Here is a 19,513-nt window from a genome sequence, read left to right on the forward strand (position 1 = left end):
GCCAGATCGAACATTAACGGGGGACCCCTATGGCCGACAGAACAAGAGCTGACCTTGATCTGATCAGAGACTGCTCGGACTCCTTGTACAGGATTCATCGCGAGTTCAAGGACAACGGCAACCCTGCCGACGACTACGACAATGCCCTCGGCAGCGACAAGCTTCGTGATGTCTTCGACGAGTTCTCCGACACCTGGAAGAAGACTCGCAAGAAACTGATGGACGACATCGAGAATCTTGCCAAGTACACCAAGACCGCCGCTGACACGTACGACAGCGTCGACGGGGAACTCGCGAAGGCTCTTCGGGACTCCCGCAAGCAGGCCAAGGGGAAGAAATGAGTTCGCGTCCGAGAGACTGGGAGCCATTGCATGACGGGGACCCCATACCCGGTGATCCCTACGAAGTCGCGCGGCTCGGCAAGCAGTTGCGCAGGATGGCCGATGAGATCGACAAACAGGCCGAAAACATCAAGGCACTCGCGTCGGTCGAGAGCTGGGACAGTGACGCCGGTCGGGCGTTCCACGAGATAGCCGACGGCGCGTCAGGGCGGTTGAAGCGTTCCTTCGAGCGTTACGACGAGGCGGCCAAGGCCCTCGGCACCAAGGTCGTCGACGGGGGCGGCGAATCCTCCGAGTACGCGAGTGAACTCCACCGAGCACAGCAGATCGCGGACAAGGCTCTACAGAAGTACCGAGACGCGGAGACCGATCTCAAGGGTGCCACCGGTGATCTCAAACAGTACGAGGGCACAGTTCCGAGCCGTGACGACGTTACGGACCGCACTCGGCTTGAGAAAAAGCAGGAAGCCGCGATGGATGTCATTCGCGACTGCCACAGCGAAATCGGGCGAGCGAAAATAATTCGCGATGACGCCGCGAGCGCTGCCGCGAAGCACATCAAGAACATCGTCCACCACGACGGCGTCCATGACCCCGGCGGAATCATGAATTTCCTGGCGGACTGGGCGGACAGACTCTCCAACCTGTCGGCTATTTTTTCCATTCTGGCCGTGATCTGTGTGTTCGTTCCTCCTCTCCAGGCGCTGGCACCGATCTTCGCGACCCTGGCCGTGGTCACCAGTGCCCTCGCCCTTGCCGGGCACGTCTACGACATGACGGCTCGCGGAGGAAAATTCAGCGCGTCCAAGCTCTTCTTCGACGCGCTGGGGGTCATGCCGGGACTAGGCGCCCTGAAGGGCTTCCGGGCCATCAAGGGGCTCAAGGGGTTGTCCAGGCTGCGTGGAATCGGCTTCAGTGGCGGTGCTGCGCTCGAAGGCGTGGGCTTCAAGTTCTTCAACGGGATCGCCGTCAACGCGGTGAACAAGATCCTGGTCAAGGCTGGAAAACCGGCGATCGCGGGAGAGAAGATCACAGCGGGCATCAAGACCGGCAGCTTTGTCAGCGCCATGGTGAAGATCTTCTCCGGGCACAACGGCAAGGCGACCGGCGACCCTGGTGACCTGCCGAAGGCGACCCCGAGCCCGTCTCCTCAGCCGGCTCCCACGCCTCGATCGGCGCCGTTCCACACCGCCCTGGCCCAGTAGTAATCCCGATCCCCCACACAAAGGAGAGCGTCAGAGATGTCGGACGAAGACCGTGAGCCCGGCCCCGGTGAGTACCGGGCTCGGGGCAGCATCATCAGGAAAATGGTTCCTGGCCAGGTACTGGCCTCGGTACCTGCCGCGCGGGAGGTGGCCGAGGCGGAGGGTCGTCGGGTTCACTTCGATTTCCTCGATGACGAAGCCGTACTGAAGCTGCTTCGCCTTCGTCATCTCGACGAGGCCAGGCTGCACAGCGCCGGAATGAAGTTGGGTGTTCCGTCCGCTCTGGTCCTTGTCGGGCTTTTCCTCTATTGGGGCGGCTATGTCCAGTACTGGGAATCGTCGAAGTCCCAGACGCTCTACTACGCGGCGGCCGGAGGCGTGGTCGCCCTCATCGTTCTGCTCTACGTCATCACCCTGACCCGGCACTGGGGAAGCCGCCCCCGCCAGAAGGTCCGGGCCCGGGCAGCCGCCTACCGGAAGTTCGCCCATGCCGCCGCCGGTGGCGGCGCCGACCTTCCGGATTTCTACCCGCACTACGGTCCGTATCCTTTCGCCGCCAATTTCCACGCGGACGCCGCAGACCTCGAGTTGCCCAGTGAGGCAGAGACTCGATGAACACAGTCACGCCGGAGACCGAAGTCGCCTCTGTCGTGGACGGCGAGGCCGTCCACGTCCGCTGGATCATGCCGGAGGGCTTCTTCGAGCTGCCCATGGACGTGGAGTCGATCGACGAGCTCGCAGACGAGCTCGTCGAGTTGGCGAAGCAGGTGATACCCAAGGGCACATCCGACATGCAGTACCAGTGGGCCGCCCTGTGCGCCGGCAACTACGACGCCTTCGTCGAAGGTGGTGTGCAGTACTCCGGCTTCGTCGTCACCGAGGTCGAGGGGACCCGCTGCACTGCCACGGTGCACGTATCCATCACCGACATCGCGGAGGAGGCCCGGTTCAACCCGGTCCGCGCCACTGCCGACGCTCTGAGCGCGCTCGGCCAGGGCGAGGTGGCCGAGATCAGCCTGCCCTGCGGCCCGGCCGTGTCGTGCATCGGCGCCCGGCAGGCGACCATCGACGCGTCCCTCGCACCGTCAGGTCAGGACGAGCCCTTCTGGACCTCGTTCATCCAGGTACACGTGCCATTGCCCAACGGCACGGTCGTCGTGCTGGAGATGGTGACGCCGTCACAGGAAGGCTGGGACGTCTTCTCTTCCATGTTCGCGGGCGTCCTCAAGAGCCTGAGCGTTTTCGACGACCAGGGCAATCTCCTGGGGCCTCCGCGTGACTGAGCCGACGCGCCCGGAAGCACCCGAGGACTACAAACTCCTCGTACCCCGCGACTGGTTCCGAATCGACCTCACACTCGACCGCTGGCGTCCCCAGCTGAAGACGTTCGTCGATCAGCAGGCCGCCCGTCGGCCGATGTCCGCGGAAGCCAAGCAGGAACTCTGGACGAACCTGCGCAACACCGCGGAGAGCGGAGTCGCGCAGGGCGCCCTGGAACTCTTCCTGCGTACGGAATCCGCTGTCGGCGTGGCCACCCCTGCCACGCTGCTGATCTCCCTGCTTCCGATGCGGGGAGCCCTGAACGCCCCACCGAACGAGTTCGCCGAGGCGCTTTCGGCTCGCAGGGAAACCGCCGCAGACGTGTCCGTGGTCTCTCTCCCCGCCGGAGAAACGGTTCGTGTCGGCACGACAACGACACTGGATCTCTATGTCCAGATGCCCGGGGAGGTTGGGTATCTGCTTCTCGCCTTCGCTGTTCCGCTGAGCGGGATCAAGAGCCCTCTGGGCGAACTGTGCGAGGCGATAGCCGGCTCGTTGCGCTGGGTGTGAGAGACGAAAGCCGTCAGGCGGCCGTGCGCGAGGTATCGGCCTTGAGTACTTCGACGAACGCTGCGAAGGCTTCGAGGGGGACGGTGAGTGTGGCGTCGTCCGGGGCTTTTGAGTCACGTATGGCTACTTGCGTGGGGCGGGGGGCTATCTCCACGCAGTTGTTGCCGTCGGCACCGCCGGAGTAAGACGACTTCTGCCAGATGTCTGGGGTGGGCACGGCACGCCTCACAGTTCCTTCGCCAGCCTGTGGATGAAGTCACGCGAACCTGCCGGTTCGAGTGACACAGCCTCCACCTTACGGAAGAGCGTTCGAAAAGCGGCGAGTTGGGCCTCGGAGTCGATGAAGGCCGTGCCGTGAGCCGTGTCGCGAAGTGCGGTGTCCAGTTTGGGTACGACGCCACCCGCGTACGTCATCGTGCTCCAGGCTCCGCCGAAGTCGTCCAGGTCGAAGGGGATGACGCGCACGGTGATGTGGTCCGCCTCGGAAAGTTCCAGGATGCTGGCGAACTGGGCGCGCGCGGTGACCCGGTCGCCGACCCTGATACGCAGAGCAGCCTCATGGATCACGGCTTCGTACGGGACGGGGCTGGGGCCCGTGATGACCGCCTTGCGCTCCATGCGGTGACTGACGCGCAACGCGAGGTCGCTGTCGGGGAGTTCGGGTACACGGTACGAGAAGACGCCGCGAGCGTAGGCCTCCGTCTGAAAGAGGCCAGGGACATGCAGGAACTCGATGTCGAAGCGGTACGTGGCGTGGTGTTCCAACTCGGCGATGTCCAGGAACGAGACCGGTAGCAGGCCCTGGTATTTCTCCCACCAACCGCGTGTCCGGTCGGTCGCCATCGCCACCAGCGCCTCCGTCAACTCCTCATCCGTACAGACGTAGTTGGCGGCAAGGCGGCGCACGGTGTCCTCACTCATACCCACGACCCCGGACTCGATCTGACTCAACCGCGCCGAGTCCGTCCCCAAGGCCGCAGCGGCCTCGCGCCCCTTGAGCCCCGCGGCCTCGCGCAGTTTCTGCAGCTCAGCACCGAGGCGCATCTGACGGGCGGTGGGTTGCCGCCTCCTTGCCATGGGCTTCTCCTCGTTCCAACGGCTTTGGACGGTGGCCTCGTTCGAGGGCAGATTACGGCAACGAGTTGCGTGAGACCAATTTTGGTCTCTACTCTCGGTGACGCAACGCACACCCTGCGGACCCGGGACCTCCGGAAGCGCACCACTCCGTCCTGCCACGACGGCTGCGGCACTGCCACCGCCCGACACCCGTCGGCCCAGCCTTAACTCCCCTCCCCACAAAAGGAGTTCACCCATGCCCGAAACCGAAGGAAACGCCCTCGCCCCCACCGCGAACGAACCCTGGGAGTACGTCCTCCACATCCCCCACGACCTCCGCGCGGTCACCGTCTGCCGCCGTACCGTCCGCCTCGTCCTCACGATGCACGGCCTGATCCGACTCACCGATGTCGCCGAACTCCTCGCGACCGAGCTGGTCAGCAACGCCGTACGGCATACGAAAGGGCCCGTCGCCCTGCGCCTGCGGATGCGGGACGGCTTCCTGAGGGTCGGAGCGTGGGACGCCGACCCCGAGCCGCCCAACCCGCCACCTCCGGCAGGGGAGTTGACGCAGCTCACGCACCTGGAGGCGGGGCGCGGGCTGGCCCTGGTCAGTTCCTGCGCCGACCTGTGGGGCTGGCAGCCGCTCAGCAGGAGCGGCATCAGGGGCAAGTACGTATGGGGCGACCTCGTCGCAGCGTGACGTGCTGATCGCAGACGCGTCAGCCCTGCCCGCCCCCGGCGTCGTACTCCCGGTCCCATCGGCTCTGCCGTACGCCACCCCACGTACCCATCACCACGGCCGCCACGATGAGATACGCGAGCGGCATCCCGTACGAGGTCGTGTCCACGTCCTCGACCGGGCTCGCGACGCCCTCGGGGTCGTACCGGACGCGCAGGGTGTCCCCCTCCGACACCCACTCTCCGCAGCCGTCTCCCTCCGACAGCGAGGGCGAGATCTCACGCCCGCCGGACGCTCGCATCGTGCACTGGTCGGTCTTGCGCTGTTCCTTGTGTACGACCACGGCCTCGGTCCACCGGCCGCGGTCCGCCAGAGCGGCCTGATCGCCCGCCTGGTTGCCGAGCACGCCCAGGACCACCCCCGCGATCACGGGCACGAGAAACTGCCACGCGACCTTTCGCTGCTTGCGCGGAACCCGGCGCAGCCAGAACAGGGGTACCAGTACGGTCGCAAGCGGCAGCACGAGCCAGGCCAGCAGCAGTGCCGCAGCGCCGAAGGGGTTCGGCAGAGGTGCTGCGGGGACGAGCCAGCCCAGTCCCGCGGAGCCGCCGGCACACACGAGGGCACAGAGCGACCAGCGGATCATTGCGACCCGTCGCCAGGAAACCTTCTCCACAGGCCCTGGCTGTACCTCGGTCCGCGACATGTTCGCTGTCATGTTCTCCCCCTGTATGTGGAACAGACCCATCGACGGTCGGTTCAGAACGCCACAGACAGCGTCTTGACCATGTCGGCTGCGGCCTGCTCCATCTCCTCGGCGATTCCCGGCACGGTCCAGGACATGAGGAAGACCACCGCGCTCTCGGCACCGGTCGGCAGCACTCCGTACATGAGCGTCTCCAGCAGGATGCCGGGGCCGCCGGGTGAGGCGCCGCCCGCGGCGAAGTTCTGCCGGATGCGGACAGCGGGCCCGATGGGCACGTCCGTACGGGTGATCAGTGGCGGCCCGAAGTCGTGGGCGCTGAAGGTCTCGGCCAGCCAGTCCAGGGTGATCCGGGGCACCGAAGCGTCGGGATGGATGAGGTCGATCTCCAGGGTGCCCAACGCGTTGTCGAAGCCGTCCGGGTAGAGGGCGAAGGCGTAGAAGGGGTCGCGTCGTCGGCTGTCCTCGGTCTGCCTTCGGAGATCCTTCTCCAGGGCCTTCGCGTCGATCTCGTGTCCCGCTGCCCTGCTCCGCTCCCGAAGATCGGCAGCCGTACTCCTGGCCCAGCGCTTGACGTTGTCGGTCGGCTCGATCGCGAGCTCCACCCAGTCCGTGGGGCAGACGATTCCGCATTCGCGAAGCTCACTCATGCCGCGTCCGTCCAACTGAGAGATCCGGCGACCGCGTCGAAGAGGTCGACCATGGCATCGGCGATCTGGACCAGTGGGGTGGAGAAGGTGAGGAGCAGGATCGCCTGGGCCCTCGGTACCTGCACCTGATAGTCCAGCGTTACGGACGGCAGCGCGTAGTCGGCTTCCTTCTGCGTCTCTGCTGTGGGTGGGCGGTCGCGAGTCGGGGCATATTCCTCGCGGACGCGCAGGGCCGGTCCTGCCGCCAGCTCGACGACCGACACCTCCCGGCTGTCATTCCCTTCGGCAGCCAGTCGACCGGCGATGTCGTCCAGGGCCGGAAGACGCCCTCCCTGGGGAGGGAGGCCCAACGCGATCAGCAGCGAAGCCGGGACCGTGAGCGGGCCTGCCTGCTGGAGGCTGAGGTAGAGCTCGATGCCGCCTTCGTCGAAGGCTTTGGTCGCCTGGTCGATCAGTTCCTGTCTGACCTGCGCCTTGATCTGGGGCGCGTTGTCGATCCCGTTGAACTGCCTCTCCACGAGGGCATCCACAGACCGCTCGCGTCGTTCCGGATCGATATGAACCCTGAACCAGCCTTCTGGTAGCAGCAGTTGATAGTCCGCAGGCGGCATGGGATCGCTCTGGGGCGTCAAGGTCATGATGTCTCCGAGACACGGGGCGAGACATGGGGACGGTCCTGGGTGAGGCGGCTGGCAAGCTGGTTGGCGATAGCCGGGCCCAGCGCGCCGACAATGGTCAGAGCAGAGAAGACTCCCGCAACCTGAGCCGGCCCCCTGTCGGAGAAGAGACCCCCCAGCAGGAGCGCGCTGAAGATGGGGAGCAAGATCACCTCGCTGCCTCCGGCCACCGACTCGTCCCAACTGGTCGCCCTGCGTGCGGCCTTGCCCTCCATCGGCGACATCTTCCTTGCGTCGCTCGCGAGTTCATGGGCTCGATACCAGAGGTCCGGGCCGTCCTTGCTTCCCGTCTTTGACGCATGCCTGAACTTCTCATCGGAAACCGGGAGTTCCAGGGCAGCCACAAGCTCGGCCCAGCGTCGGTCACCGTCCTGGCCCGCGAACCACCACCGCCACGGCAACAGCACGCGTGCCTGCCGGTTGTCGTCCCGCAGTTCCACACCCAAGCGGGCGCCTGTCTTCGGATCTGTCAGCCGTACCAGCTGCGCGATGCCATGCGCTCCGCGCCGCGCGTACCACCGTTCCTCACCCACGGTGTTGGTCAGCACCACCTCGCCGGGCAGTACCCGCACAGCCGCGGTCTCCAAGAACCGGCGAGTCGCAACAGCACCCGATTCAGGGGAAGGGGTGATGACAACGGCATCGGCGAGTCGCGTGTCCCTACTCTTGCGCCACCAGGCGAGAGCGCAGACAACCGCATCACTGCCGGGCAACAGGAAAAGTGCGCCCGCCGCTACGACTAGGCCCAAACTGCCGATGCTGTCCACACTGAAGGCGAGGACCAGAGTGATGAACCATCCTGCGATGCCGATACCTCGGGCCCAGCCGTTCCAGACGGGCACATCGGATTCGATCGCCGAGTCGTAGTCACCCCCTCCGGGGCTTTCGATCACTTCTCGCCCCCAAGGCTGCGGGCTCTCCGACAGGGGAATTCCGAGACGGTCCGAGAGTTGTCTCAGTCCGGTACGGCTGAGGCAGTCCTGCGGACTCAGGTCCGCCGTCCCCAACTCCGTCGCCTCGGGAAGCCACTGTGCGAGCGGAACCCGAAGCACATAGCGCCCTTCGGAATCCTGGAAGACAACTACTCCCCACCGTGTCGCAGGCCGCTTCATGGCGGTTCCCAGGACATTGGCCGGCGGGAAGAAGACGGCTTTCCGGATTCCCCCGTCTCCAACGGAGTACCGGCGTTCACGCCCGCGCCGATTCCGTACGACCAGACTCTTTCCGTCCGCATAGACGCGTGCGTTGCGTACGATGTCGAGGCCTGGGCCACGCATGCTCTTCGGCCGCAACACCGGCTCTCGTGGTGCCGTGGTGCTCTCCAACTGCTCAGCCATCACTTGTCGTCCACGCATCCTTGATCCCAGTCGCCGACCAGAGGCCGTCATCCAGTCCGTCGACGCCGAAGAGGCCAGCGATCCCGCCCACAATCGGACCCTTGTCCAAGCCGTCCGTAGCCGAGGCTATAGCCGTCGCTCCTTGCCAGATTCGTGTCTGCGCTTTGAAGGTGTCGGACAGATCCGAAACCGCATCGGCAGATCGGACGGAATCACCGATATCGCCGATATCTTTCTTCAGCGAGTCGAGCCCGGCATCGCCGACTCTGAAGCGCACACCAAGATCCCGCGCCGCGGACCAGGTATCCGCCTTGAAGAGATCTCCAGCATCCCTGAACGCCTTGAGATCTTTGAAACTGTCGACCATTTCCTTGCCGATAGCCTTGGGACTGAACGCCTCGGCCAGCCGCCCCGCGCCCGGGAACCATCCCTTGGGAGCATTGGCGATCGCTTCCGCACCCGCCTTGCCGCGCAATGCGCCACCACTCAGCCGGTTTGCTTCCTTCCACGCCGCTTGAACTGCCTTGTTGTACGCGGCAGTCCCCCGCTTCGCGGTCACCCCCACCATGGCGTTTCGGAACGCAGTCGAGCGAGCGACACCCTTCGCTCCCGCCGCGGCTCCCCGTGCCCCGGCGATGGCCCCGCGACCGATACCGAATGTGGCCAGCCCCACGACGTCCAGCGCGACGTCGAACCAACTCCCCTCCCCCGCAAGGGCTAGCACGATGTGGCCGACCAGGGAGATAACTGTGGCGATCAGTGCGATCGTGCCAAGAACCGCCGCAAGCGCCTGGCCAACGATAGGAATCCAACCGACCAATAGGGACAGAGTCCCGCAGATGGTCGCCACCCAGCCAAGAACGTCGACCAACTGCTTGATCCAGCCGGCATTGTCGTGCACCCAGTCCTTGAACTTGTCCCAGGTGCCGTCCTTCAGACCGTCGTTGTCGATCGCGGTCCGAATGGCCTCACGCGCACGCTTGACCGCCGCATCGCGGACATCCTTGGCCGCTTCGAGGTCCCTCTTCGCCCGCTCCATCGCCGAAGTCGCCGCCTCCTGGCGCTTCTCCAGCTTCTTGCGGTCGGGGTCGTCCTCCGCCGTGTCCTTGGGCAGCCCGTCGATCGCGCCGGTGTTCGCCTTCTGGTCCGCGTCCGCGTCCTGGGCGTCACGGAGCGCCTTGTCCGCCATCGTCTGTGCGCGATGCAGCTCCGAGGCGTACTCCTTCGAGGAGCCGCCCTCCATCACCTTCTCACCGAGAGCGTCCGCCGCCGCGTCGTATCGCTTGAAAGCCTTCCTCAGTTTTCCCTCGGCCTCTTCGGCCTGCCCACGGAACTCGTCAGCCGTTTTGCCCGTCCAGGCAGCGACAGACGAGAGCGCCTTGATCTCGTCCGCCTGCTTCTTGATCGCTTCTGCGGTCCTACGGAAGTCGCGGCCAAGGCCGGCGACTTGCTCCGGATCGCCGGGAAGCGGGTCCGACGACTCCCCGATCACCGTCCACTCATCAGCCCGAGGGCGCGTCACTTCGCACCCCCGCTACCGCTCTTACCCTGCTTGTCCGTGCTGCGAAGGGCCTCTGCGAGCTGGTGATCGATGTCCTCGTAGGCCTGAGCCGCAGTGGAGAGAATCTTCGAGAGCTTCTCGATCTCGTCCGTGAGTCGCTCTCGATGGATCTTCCAGTTGTCGCCGAAGTCGTCGAAGGTCTCGACCAGACTCCGGTCGCCGATCACATCGACACCGAGACCGTCAGCCGGATTCGCGTTCCGGGTGAACTCCCGGTGGATCTTGGAGAGTGATCGTGCGCTCTCCTTGATGCGCGTGACATCGGCAGTCTGGTCCGACATGGTTCCCCCTGTTGAGAAGCCTCGCGGAGCGCGACCGGAGCCGACTTCCCGCGTCCTCCATGGCTGCGTCGCGTGCGTCTCTCAGCCATCCATATGAGCAGGATCTTACGGGTGGGACTGTTGGTTCCCAGGCCTGCGCGACAACAGGATCGTGACGGTGGGCAGCCCGTCCACGTCGGCAAGGAGACCCTCAACGTGACACGCAGAGGCAAGCAGCGCCTGTTTACGGACCGCCTCGGCATCCAGGCCGAAGTCGAAGCAGCCGAATGGTGCTGGATCGACAAGATCCCGCAGCCCCCGGCTGACGTGCTCACGGCCACCCCCCGCCTCCGCCCCGCCAGAATGCGCCCGTTGGGCATGGTCGGTGCGGTGCTCGGTGCCCCTTTCATACCCGTCATCGCGTTCTTCGAGCTGCTGGCGAAAATGGAAGCAGCAGTCATGCGATCCCTTGACACCAAGGAAGAAAAGGAGCGGTGGCAAGCCAAGAAGGATGACGAGAAGCGCCGGGACGCCACCATCGCCCAACAAGGCCTCGACAAGGTCTTCGACGGGAACTGGGGCGCCGACGCCGGTCAGTTCCTGCTGCGTTGGTACAGCCACTCCACCCACCACCAGCGACTGCTGCTCGCCACCGAGGACGGGATCGTCCTGGCGGCTCCGCCGCAGCGGGTCAGTGTGGGGCGGGAGAAGCACATGCAGATCGTCGCCCGACTGTCCGCCACCGAAGCGACCCTCGTCGACCCGTTCTCCGGTGAGTTCGAGACGAGGATGCTGCTGATCCGTTTCCGTGACGGATCCTGGCTGCGAGTCGAGACGGAAGAGCTGCGTAGCGAGCTTCACATGTACGCGCTCCGGCATCCCCTCGCTGACGGATCCCGCCCCGACAGCTGACGGGGCCGGGACCAGGACCGGGACGAAGACCGGGCGCCGCCCGGTGCGTTCACAGCGTGCGCTGTCGCACCGGGCGGGCGCCTCGCAGGGCCTGACTCGCCGACCGACCGGCCCTCGGCTACTTCTTCGCCGACTTCGCCAGTTCCTCGTCGATCTGCTCGAACTTGTCCGCGGCCATGGTCAGGTAGTCGCCCATGCCGTCCAGACCGTCCAGCGTGTCCTTGGCGCCGCGCGTGAACTCCTCGAAGTTCTCGTCGAAGGCCTTCGACGAGCTCTTCGTGACGTAGCCGGACTCGACCAGGTTCGCGATGTACTTGCGCAGGCCGTCCAGCTTCTCCTGGAGCTTTTCCTTCTCCTTCACGACATGCTTGGCAGCATCCCGCATGTCCTGATATGTGACATCAAGGTCCTTGGCCATGAAGCCGCTCCCTCGTGAAAGTGCCGCAGGGCCAACCCCCGTGGCTTCCCTGTTCCAACCGATCCAACCGATCCAACCGACCGACCACAAAGGCGCAGACCGGTGTGATCGTCCGTTCTTGAGGCAGCAGCTTACGGGTGTGGCACGAGTGGAGACATCTCGGTTCTGGAACAAGACTGTTCAACACCGTTCCGTCACCGATTCACCATAGGGAAGAGCCCGATCCCTACCCGTTGCCCTTCTGTCATACCGAGCGGATATCGTCACTCCCTACGGTGGCCGGCGATGCGGAAGCGGCCACGGGGGCCGTTGGGGAGGACAACCGTGCGCCTGACTCTGACCGTCGTCGATCCGTTCGGCGGGGGCACCGCCGACGTCGTGCTCGACGCGGATCCCGAGTCCACCGTCGGGGACATCGCACAGGAACTGGCCAAGCAGGTCGGTCACAGCGGTGCCCAGATCATTCCGCTCGGGCATCACGGACAGGTGCCCGCCAACAACTCCCCCCTTGTGTATGTCGATGGGTACGCCGTCGATCCGAGCTCCAACGTCGTCGGGTCGCCGTTGCGCGAAGGTGCCGTCGTCAGCCTTCAGGATCCGGCCGGGTGTCTGCCCGGGGAGCCGACCGGGCTCGTCGAACTGCGGGTCGTCGGCGGGCCCGTCGCCGGGTTCGTGCACCGGCTCGGGGTCGGGCGGTACGACATCGGCAGCGGGCCCGCCTCGTACATCAGGATCGACGATCCCGAGGTCGACGCCCGCGCCCTCACGTTGTCAGTTGCAACCGATGGCACCTGCCAGGTCGCCGTCCATGGGGACAAGGAAAGCGTCACTCTTGACGGCAAGGCGGTCGCCGACATCGACGGTGACTCCTGGCCCCTCGGCGGCCAGATCTCCATCGGCAACTCCCTCGTCGAACTCGCCCGCTACACCCCGCCCAACGCCGCCCTCAAGTGGTCCGAGGACGGAGTCGGACTCGACTACAACCGGCCGCCCCGCCTTCGCGCCCCCGACCGGCAGACCAAGTTCCGGCTGCCGTCGCCGCCGCGCGACTTCGAGGCCCGGCCGCTGCCCTGGCTGATGGCGCTGACGCCGCTCGTCGGGGCGATCGTGGCCGTGGCCATCTTCGGGCGCTGGTACTACCTGATCATGGCGGGCCTCAGCCCGATCATGCTCTTCGCCAACTACTTCATGGACAAGAAGCACGGGCGCAAGTCCCATGCCAAGCAGGTCAAGGAGTACAAGGAGCAGAAGGAGCGGATCGAGAAGGACGCCCAGGACGCCCTGGTGGCCGAGAGGCAGGATCGGCGGCATGCCATTCCCGACCCGGCCACCGTCCTCTCCCTCGGCACCGGGCCCCGTACGCGGCTGTGGGAGCGGCGGCGCACGGACCGCGACCATCTGCTGCTGCGGGTCGGTACCGGGCAGATGCCGTCCGAGGTCGTGCTCGACGACCCGGAACAGGACGAGCACCGGCGTCAGGTGACCTGGAAGATCGAGGACGCGCCTGTCGCGCTCTCGCTGCGGTCCCTCGGGGTTATCGGCATGGCCGGCCCTGGGGATTCGGCGCGCGCTCTCGGGCGGTGGGCCATCGCCCAGACCGCCGCCCTCCAGAGCCCCATGGACGTCCAGTTCTATGTGCTGAGCGAGAGTACGGCGCAGGAGAGCTGGGACTGGGTCCGCTGGCTGCCGCACACCAGGCCGTCCGGCGGGCAGGACGTCAACGTCCTCATTGGCACGGATGCCGAAACCGTCGGCGCGCGCATCGGCGAACTGACGCAGATCCTCGACGCGCGCAAGAAGGCCCTGGAGCAGAACAAGGGGCAGCGGGCGTCGTTCAGCGACCCGGACATCGTTGTGGTGTGGGACGGGTCTCGGCGGCTGCGGTCGCTGCCGGGTGTGGTGAAGCTGCTGCGCGAGGGTCCGGACGTGGCGATGTACGCCCTCTGCCTCGACGCCGAGGAACGGTTCCTGCCCGGTGAGTGCCAGGCCTTCGTCGTGGCGGAGCCCAAGCCCGAGGAGCACGCCGATCAGGCGTACCAGCCCCAGGGGCAGGCTCAGCCGCAGGTCGCGGGCGGGTTCCCTTCCTTCCACGCCTGGCACAACACCGGCAGCGAGCCCGATCAGCGAGCCCAAGCCGACAAGCTGCGGCTGCGCGTCGAGGAGGAGAGCGCGGAGCGACTGGCCGACGTACGGCCCGACTTCGTCTCCGCCGCCTGGTGTCTGCGCCTGGCCCGGTCCCTGTCCGCGCTGCGCGACATCAGCGGCGAGACCGAGGACTCGGCGCTGCCCGGGTCGAGTCGGCTGCTCGACGTGCTTCAGCTGGAGCCGCCTACGCCCGACGCGATCTCCGCGCGCTGGCGGATGGGCGGGCAGTCGACGATGGCGGTCATCGGAGAGTCGTACGACGGGCCCTTCGGTATCGACATCCGGAAGGACGGGCCGCACGGGCTCATCGCGGGTACGACCGGTTCGGGTAAGTCGGAGCTGCTCCAGACCATCGTGGCCGCGCTGGCCGTCGCCAACACCCCCGAGAACATGACGTTCGTGCTCGTGGACTACAAGGGTGGCGCCGCGTTCAAGGACTGTGTGCATCTCCCGCACACCGTCGGCATGGTGACCGACCTCGACGCCCACCTGGTCGAGCGCGCCCTGGAATCGCTGGGCGCCGAGTTGCACCGCCGCGAGCACATCCTGGCCGCCGCCGACGCCAAGGACATCGAGGACTATCAGGACCTGGTGCGGCGGGACCCCTCCCACGCGCCCGTCCCCCGACTCCTCATCGTCATCGACGAGTTCGCGTCGATGGTGCGTGACCTGCCGGACTTCGTCACGGGACTCGTCAACATCGCCCAGCGAGGCCGCTCGCTCGGCATTCACCTGCTGCTGGCCACCCAGCGGCCGTCGGGTGTCGTGTCCCCGGAGATCCGCGCGAACACCAACCTCCGTATCGCGCTACGGGTGACGGACGGCGGTGAGTCGTCGGACGTCATCGACTCCCCCGAGGCCGGGCACATCTCCAAGAACACCCCCGGTCGCGCGTACGTCCGACTCGGCCACGCCTCCCTCGTCCCGTTCCAGTCCGGACGCGTCGGCGGACGCCGCCCGGGAGCGGCGGACCCGGCGGTGCTGATGCCCTGGTCGGGGCCGCTGGCCTGGGAGGATCTCGGGCGGGCCGCGCTCAAGAAGCCCAAGGTCGAGGCGCGGGAGGAAGAGGAGATCACCGACCTCAAGGTGCTCGTCGACGCCGTACGCGACGCCAACCGGTCGCTCGGTATCCCGCCCCAGCACAGCCCCTGGCTGCCCGCGCTCTCCGAGATGCTGCTGCTCGACGAGATCGAGGTCCCGGCCTTCGCCGACCACGGCACGGGCAAGCTCGCGCCCGTCCCGTACGGCATCGAGGACCTGCCGGCCGCCCAGGCGCGCCGCCCGGTCGTCGTCGACTTCTCCACCTTCGGCCATCTGATGATCGGCGGCGCCCCGCGCAGCGGACGCTCGCAGATCCTCCGTACGATCGCGGCCTCCCTGGCCCGCACGCACTCCACGGCCGATGTCCACCTGTACGGCATCGACTGCGGCAACGGCGCGCTCAACGCGCTGAGCCGGCTGCCGCACTGCGGTGCCGTGGTCAGCCGTAACCAGACCGAGCGCGTGATTCGGCTGGTCAACCGGCTGAAGGGTGAGATGGCGCGCCGCCAGGACCTGTTGGCGGAGAAGGGGTTCGCGGACATCGGTGAGCAGCGGGCCGCGTCGGCGGAGCAGGAGCGGCTGCCGCACATCGTGGTGTTGCTGGACCGGTGGGAGGGCTGGGTGCCCACGCTCGGCGAGGTCGATCACGGGTCGCTGACCGACGAGTTGACGACGATGATGCGTGAGGGTGCGAGCGTCGGTATCCACCTGGTCCTGACCGGTGACCGCACCCTTCTCGTCGGCCGGATCGCGACCCTCACCGAGGACAAGTACGGGCTGCGGCTCGCCGACCGCAGCGACTTCTCGACGCTCGGTATCCCGCACCGCAAGGTTCCGGAGGAGATTCCGCCGGGCCGTGGCTACAAGAACGAGTCGGGTATCGAGACCCAGTTCGCGTTGCTGTCGGAGGACACGACGGGGCAGGGCCAGGCGGCGGCGATCACGGCGATCGGCGAGGCGGCTGCGGCCCGGGACGCCCAAGTCCCGCGCTCCCGGCGCCCGTTCCGCGTGGACAGTCTCCCCTCGCGGATCTCCTTCGCGGACGCGTGGGGCATGCGCGACCCGGAGACGTCAGGCTCGCGCCTCTGGGGCCTGGTCGGCATCGGCGGCGACGACATCACGGGCTTCGGGCCCGATCTCGCGGCGGGCGTACCGACGTTCGTGATCGCGGGGCCGGCCAAGTCGGGCCGCTCGACGGTGCTGATGAACTTCGCGCAGTCGTATCTGTCGCAGGGTGTACGTCTGGTCATCGCCGCGCCGCGTCAGTCGCCGCTTCGTCAACTGGACGGTACGGATGGGGTGTTGAAGCTGTACACCGGCGACGACATCGACGAGGACGACTTCGAGGAGATCATCGACCAGGCGTCGCTGGAGGAGCCGATCGTCGTCCTGATCGACGACGGGGAGATCCTGGAGGACTGCGATGCGGCGAGCCAGATGAAGAAGATCGTGTCGCGGGGGGCGGAGCGGGGGCTCGGGCTGGTCATCGCTGGTGACGAGGAGGACGTCTGTAGCGGGTTCAGTGGCTGGCAGGTCGACGCGAAGAAGGGCCGACGGGGGATCCTGCTCTCCCCGCAGGAGTCGTCGAGCGGGGATCTGATCGGGTTGCGCATCAACCGGAGCATGGTGGGTGGGCAGGTCGCGCCGGGCAAGGGGATGTTGCATCTGGGGGATGGGGAGTTGCGTACGGTCGTCATTCCTGGGTGAGGTGGGGGGTGCGGGCGGTAAGTGTTTTCGCCCCCGCCGCCCCTACCCGTCCCATCCTTCTGGGGGCTGCCGCCCCCAGACCCCCGCTCCGGCCCTGAACGGGCCTTGTCCTCAAACGCCGGACGGGCTGAAAGATCAAGCTCCGGCCGGCACCACATCTAGCCCGTCCGGCGTTTGAGGACGAGGCCGTTCAGGCCGAAAGGGGGGTCTGGGGGCGCAGCCCCCAGGGATGGGAACGGGTAGGGGCGGCGGGGGCGAGACAACCCGGCCCGAGCCAGAACCCTGGGGCTCGCCTACTCCACCCGCGACATCCGAGCCACCGGATCCCCCGCCTCCGGGTTGTCCGTCTCGTACTTCAGGTCGTTGCCGACCGGAGTGAGCAGCACCCGGTGTGAACCCGTCGTGCACACGTCCCTGTTCGACTTGTCGGCGATCGACGTGACGACCAGGTGGGTCGGTGTGACCTCCTTGAGGATCAGTTCGTCGTCGCAGGTGCCGCCGATCTGGTCGGTCTGCCGGAAGGTGCCCAACTTGGCGCCCACGGCGGCCTGTTGCACCGTCACCCGGAACGTTCCCATCGGCAGCGTGCCGCCGAGGGCGACGGCCGGGCCCTCCCAGGTGCCGACGTAGGACGTGGGCACGGTCAGCGTGCCGCTCGCCGGATCCGGCACCATACTGGCCGCCTGGCTCGGCGTCGTACCCGCCGTCGTACCCGGGGGCTCCGCGGCCTGGCCGCTGTCCTTGTCGGCCGACGCCTCGCTGCCTGTGCTTCCGGCCCCGCCCGGCAGCAGGTCGAGCACCCACACCGAACCCACCGTCACCGCCGCCAACGCGCCCGCCACCGCGAGGGCGACCGTGCAGCTCAGCCTCCGTCCACGCCCGCCGGCCACCGGCACCGAGGTCGCCGCCACACTCACGGAGACCTTGCCCGGCGTACGGTCGGACGGCGCAGCCACAAGCTCCTGTTCCGGCTCCGCGTCCCTGGGGCCCGGCATCACCGGCGGCGGCCCGAACTCCCCCAGCCCTTCTGGCTCTCCCGCCGATGACACCTCCGTCTCCGCGACCTCCAGGTTCAGCAACGCCACCGCCCCCCTGCTGACCCGCTCCACCACCGCCCCCGGCAGCCACCCGCCCGCCACCAGCCGCGCCGCCCCTTCCGGAGCGAGCCGCCGAGCCACCTCACCAGGGGTCGGTCGGGACGCCGGATCCTTCGCCAGGCACCCCTCGACCACCTCCCGCAACTCCCCGCCCAAGCCGTCGAGTTCGGGCTCCTCGTGCACGACCTTGTACAGCAGGGCCGCTGAGGAGTCGCCAGGGAAAGGGGATCTGCCCGTCGCCGCGTACGCCAGTACCGCGCCCAGGGAGAAGACGTCCGCCGCTCCCTCCACCGGCTTGCCGAGGATCTGTTCCGGGGACATGTAGCCCGGCGAGCCCACCGAGACGCCCGTCGACGTCAGCGACGCCGTGCCGTCCGTGGCCCGGGCGATCCCGAAGTCGATGAGGAGCGGACCGTCGAGGGTCAGCAGGACGTTCGACGGCTTCACATCCCGGTGGACCAGGTTCAGCGCGTGTACGGCCGTCAGCGCCTCCGCGAGGCCCGCGCCCAGTGCCCGTACGGAATCCAGCGGCAGTGGGCCGTCCTCCGTGACCGCCGCCGTCAGCGAGGGGCCGGCCGCGTACGCCGTCGCCACCCATGGCACCGGGGCGTCCGGATCCGCGTCCAGGACCGGAGCCGTCCACGCACCACCCACCCTGCGCGCCGCCTCGACCTCACGGCGGAACCGCGCCCGGAACTCCTCGTCGAGCGCGAAATGCGGGTGCACGATCTTGACCGCGACGGTACGGCCGCCCGCGCTGCGCCCCAGATAGACCCGGCCCATCCCGCCCGCACCGAGCCGCCCCAGCAGCCGGTAGGGCCCGACCACGGCCGACTCACCGACGTCCAGCGGCTGCATGACCCCCACCTCTCCCCCGTATCCCCCCGTACCCCTCATACACGCTGCCCAGCAGCCTACGGCTCCAGCAACTCCACCTTCACGTCCGACGGGAAGCCCGTCGTCGGGCCCACCCGGCGGGCGAACTCCTGTACCGCCGCCAGTTGCGGGACGCCGAAGCGGAAGTCGAGGGTCGTGAAGTAGCGCTCCAGGACCGTCGCGTCGAACTCCTCCCAGCGGGCCGCCTGTTCGGCGACCTTGCCGACCTCCTCCAGGGAGAGGTCACGGGAGGCGAGGAACGCCTCGTGGACCTGCCGGGTGAGGGTCGGCTCGCGGTCCAGGTAGTCCCGCCGCGCCGCCCACACGGCGAAGACGAACGGCAGGCCGGTCCACTCCTTCCACAGCGCGCCCAGGTCATGCACCTGGAGGCCGTAGCGCGGGCCGTCGAGGAGGTTGGCACGCAGGGCCGCGTCCCCGATCAGCACCGCCGCGTCCGCCTCCTGCATCATCAGGCTGAGATCGGGCGGACACGTGTAGTAGTCGGGTTGTACGCCGTACCGCTCGGCAAGGAGCAGCTGGGCCAGGCGTACGGAGGTGCGGGACGTCGAGCCGAGCGCCACCCGTGCGCCGTCCAGGCGGTCCAGCGGGACCTGGGAGACGATCACGCACGACATCACCGGGCCGTCGCAGCCGACGGCGATGTCCGGGAAGGCGACCAGGTCGTCGGCGTTGCGGAGGAACTCGACGAGGGTGATGGGCCCGATGTCGAGCTCGCCGCGCACCAGCCGCTCGCTGAGCTTCTCGGGGGTGTCCTTGGTCAGCTCGAAGTCGAGGAGCGTGCCCGTTCTCGCGAGCCCCCAGTACAGGGGCAGGCAGTTCAGGAACTGGATGTGGCCGACGCGCGGCCGGGTGCGAGAATTGTCCACATCGCGAGGCTAACGGGCGCGGGGTACGGTGCACCCTCTTGGGGGTTGCCCGGAGGGTTGTCAAGACCGCGCGCCGCCTCTCAAACGTCCGGGTGACGTGATCTTGCCCTCTATTGCATTCGCCTGCC

At 67.2% G+C, this 19,513-nt stretch carries 19 protein-coding genes; 8 read left to right on the forward strand and 11 right to left on the reverse strand.

Annotation, left to right across the window (positions count from 1 at the left end; genetic code table 11):
* Nucleotides 1-29 precede the first annotated feature (29 nt).
* Genes OG787_RS18710 through OG787_RS18730 form a run of 5 tightly spaced genes read left to right on the forward strand, consistent with a single transcriptional unit; the run spans nucleotide 30 to nucleotide 3,376 of the window.
* Nucleotides 30-341, forward strand: coding sequence for a hypothetical protein (locus OG787_RS18710; RefSeq protein WP_369033612.1), 312 nt, complete (start codon nucleotides 30-32; stop codon nucleotides 339-341).
* Nucleotides 338-1,546, forward strand: coding sequence for a putative T7SS-secreted protein (locus OG787_RS18715; RefSeq protein WP_369033613.1), 1,209 nt, complete (start codon nucleotides 338-340; stop codon nucleotides 1,544-1,546). Before OG787_RS18710 ends, OG787_RS18715 begins: the two co-directional genes overlap by 4 nt.
* 36 nt (nucleotides 1,547-1,582) lie before the next feature.
* On the forward strand, nucleotides 1,583-2,161 hold the full coding sequence (locus tag OG787_RS18720) for a hypothetical protein (protein WP_369033614.1): 579 nt from the start codon (nucleotides 1,583-1,585) through the stop codon (nucleotides 2,159-2,161).
* On the forward strand, nucleotides 2,158-2,829 hold the full coding sequence (locus tag OG787_RS18725; protein ID WP_405535791.1) for a hypothetical protein: 672 nt from the start codon (nucleotides 2,158-2,160) through the stop codon (nucleotides 2,827-2,829). Before OG787_RS18720 ends, OG787_RS18725 begins: the two co-directional genes overlap by 4 nt.
* The gene (locus OG787_RS18730; protein ID WP_369033616.1) at nucleotides 2,822-3,376 is read left to right on the forward strand and encodes a hypothetical protein; all 555 of its coding nucleotides are present in this window, start codon (nucleotides 2,822-2,824) and stop codon (nucleotides 3,374-3,376) included. Before OG787_RS18725 ends, OG787_RS18730 begins: the two co-directional genes overlap by 8 nt.
* A gap of 13 nt (nucleotides 3,377-3,389) precedes the next feature.
* Here the strand turns inward: OG787_RS18730 and OG787_RS18735 are convergent, their stop codons facing one another.
* Both OG787_RS18735 and OG787_RS18740 read right to left on the reverse strand, forming a co-directional pair.
* Nucleotides 3,390-3,605: a DUF397 domain-containing protein gene (locus OG787_RS18735; RefSeq protein WP_405535792.1), complete on the reverse strand. Its 216-nt coding sequence runs from the start codon at nucleotides 3,603-3,605 to the stop codon at nucleotides 3,390-3,392.
* A complete protein-coding gene (locus OG787_RS18740; protein ID WP_405535793.1) occupies nucleotides 3,602-4,453 on the reverse strand; it encodes a helix-turn-helix domain-containing protein in 852 nt (283 codons plus the stop codon). The genes OG787_RS18735 and OG787_RS18740 overlap by 4 nt, the downstream gene beginning before the upstream one ends.
* Before the next feature lie 235 nt (nucleotides 4,454-4,688).
* Here OG787_RS18740 and OG787_RS18745 point away from each other — a divergent pair, with 235 nt between their 5' ends.
* On the forward strand, nucleotides 4,689-5,135 hold the full coding sequence (locus OG787_RS18745) for an ATP-binding protein (RefSeq protein ID WP_369033619.1): 447 nt from the start codon (nucleotides 4,689-4,691) through the stop codon (nucleotides 5,133-5,135).
* A gap of 19 nt (nucleotides 5,136-5,154) precedes the next feature.
* Here the strand turns inward: OG787_RS18745 and OG787_RS18750 are convergent, their stop codons facing one another.
* From OG787_RS18750 to OG787_RS18775, 6 genes are all read right to left on the reverse strand, one after another.
* Nucleotides 5,155-5,832 (reverse strand): hypothetical protein, encoded by a 678-nt coding sequence (locus OG787_RS18750; protein ID WP_369033620.1) that lies wholly within the window; start codon nucleotides 5,830-5,832, stop codon nucleotides 5,155-5,157.
* Between the two features lie 41 nt (nucleotides 5,833-5,873).
* The gene (locus OG787_RS18755) at nucleotides 5,874-6,467 is read right to left on the reverse strand and encodes a hypothetical protein (RefSeq protein ID WP_369033621.1); all 594 of its coding nucleotides are present in this window, start codon (nucleotides 6,465-6,467) and stop codon (nucleotides 5,874-5,876) included.
* Complete coding sequence (locus OG787_RS18760) at nucleotides 6,464-7,105, reverse strand: hypothetical protein (protein WP_369033622.1); 642 nt, start codon at nucleotides 7,103-7,105, stop codon at nucleotides 6,464-6,466. Before OG787_RS18760 ends, OG787_RS18755 begins: the two co-directional genes overlap by 4 nt.
* Nucleotides 7,102-8,037, reverse strand: coding sequence for a hypothetical protein (locus tag OG787_RS18765; RefSeq protein WP_369033623.1), 936 nt, complete (start codon nucleotides 8,035-8,037; stop codon nucleotides 7,102-7,104). The genes OG787_RS18760 and OG787_RS18765 overlap by 4 nt, the downstream gene beginning before the upstream one ends.
* 436 nt (nucleotides 8,038-8,473) lie before the next feature.
* Nucleotides 8,474-9,973, reverse strand: coding sequence for a putative T7SS-secreted protein (locus tag OG787_RS18770; protein WP_369033624.1), 1,500 nt, complete (start codon nucleotides 9,971-9,973; stop codon nucleotides 8,474-8,476).
* 26 nt (nucleotides 9,974-9,999) lie between these two features.
* Nucleotides 10,000-10,323, reverse strand: coding sequence for a hypothetical protein (locus tag OG787_RS18775; RefSeq protein ID WP_369033625.1), 324 nt, complete (start codon nucleotides 10,321-10,323; stop codon nucleotides 10,000-10,002).
* A gap of 195 nt (nucleotides 10,324-10,518) precedes the next feature.
* On the opposite strand from OG787_RS18775, the gene OG787_RS18780 reads away from it, so the two are divergent.
* Nucleotides 10,519-11,214, forward strand: coding sequence for a hypothetical protein (locus OG787_RS18780; protein ID WP_405535794.1), 696 nt, complete (start codon nucleotides 10,519-10,521; stop codon nucleotides 11,212-11,214).
* Between the two features lie 118 nt (nucleotides 11,215-11,332).
* Here OG787_RS18780 and OG787_RS18785 read toward each other — a convergent pair whose 3' ends face one another.
* A complete protein-coding gene (locus OG787_RS18785; protein ID WP_006380729.1) occupies nucleotides 11,333-11,632 on the reverse strand; it encodes a WXG100 family type VII secretion target in 300 nt (99 codons plus the stop codon).
* 324 nt (nucleotides 11,633-11,956) lie between these two features.
* On the opposite strand from OG787_RS18785, the gene OG787_RS18790 reads away from it, so the two are divergent.
* Nucleotides 11,957-16,525: an FtsK/SpoIIIE domain-containing protein gene (locus OG787_RS18790; RefSeq protein ID WP_405535795.1), complete on the forward strand. Its 4,569-nt coding sequence runs from the start codon at nucleotides 11,957-11,959 to the stop codon at nucleotides 16,523-16,525.
* 293 nt (nucleotides 16,526-16,818) lie between these two features.
* On the opposite strand, the gene OG787_RS18795 is transcribed toward OG787_RS18790, so the two are convergent.
* The gene (locus OG787_RS18795; RefSeq protein WP_369034487.1) at nucleotides 16,819-18,480 is read right to left on the reverse strand and encodes a serine/threonine-protein kinase; all 1,662 of its coding nucleotides are present in this window, start codon (nucleotides 18,478-18,480) and stop codon (nucleotides 16,819-16,821) included.
* Nucleotides 18,481-18,536: 56 nt separating this feature from the next.
* A complete protein-coding gene (locus OG787_RS18800) occupies nucleotides 18,537-19,385 on the reverse strand; it encodes a menaquinone biosynthetic enzyme MqnA/MqnD family protein (protein WP_369034486.1) in 849 nt (282 codons plus the stop codon).
* Between the last annotated feature and the right edge of the window lie 128 nt (nucleotides 19,386-19,513).

Origin of the sequence: Streptomyces sp. NBC_00075 (assembly GCF_045041225.1) — a bacterium.
GTDB classification, from domain to species: domain Bacteria; phylum Actinomycetota; class Actinomycetes; order Streptomycetales; family Streptomycetaceae; genus Streptomyces; species Streptomyces adonidis.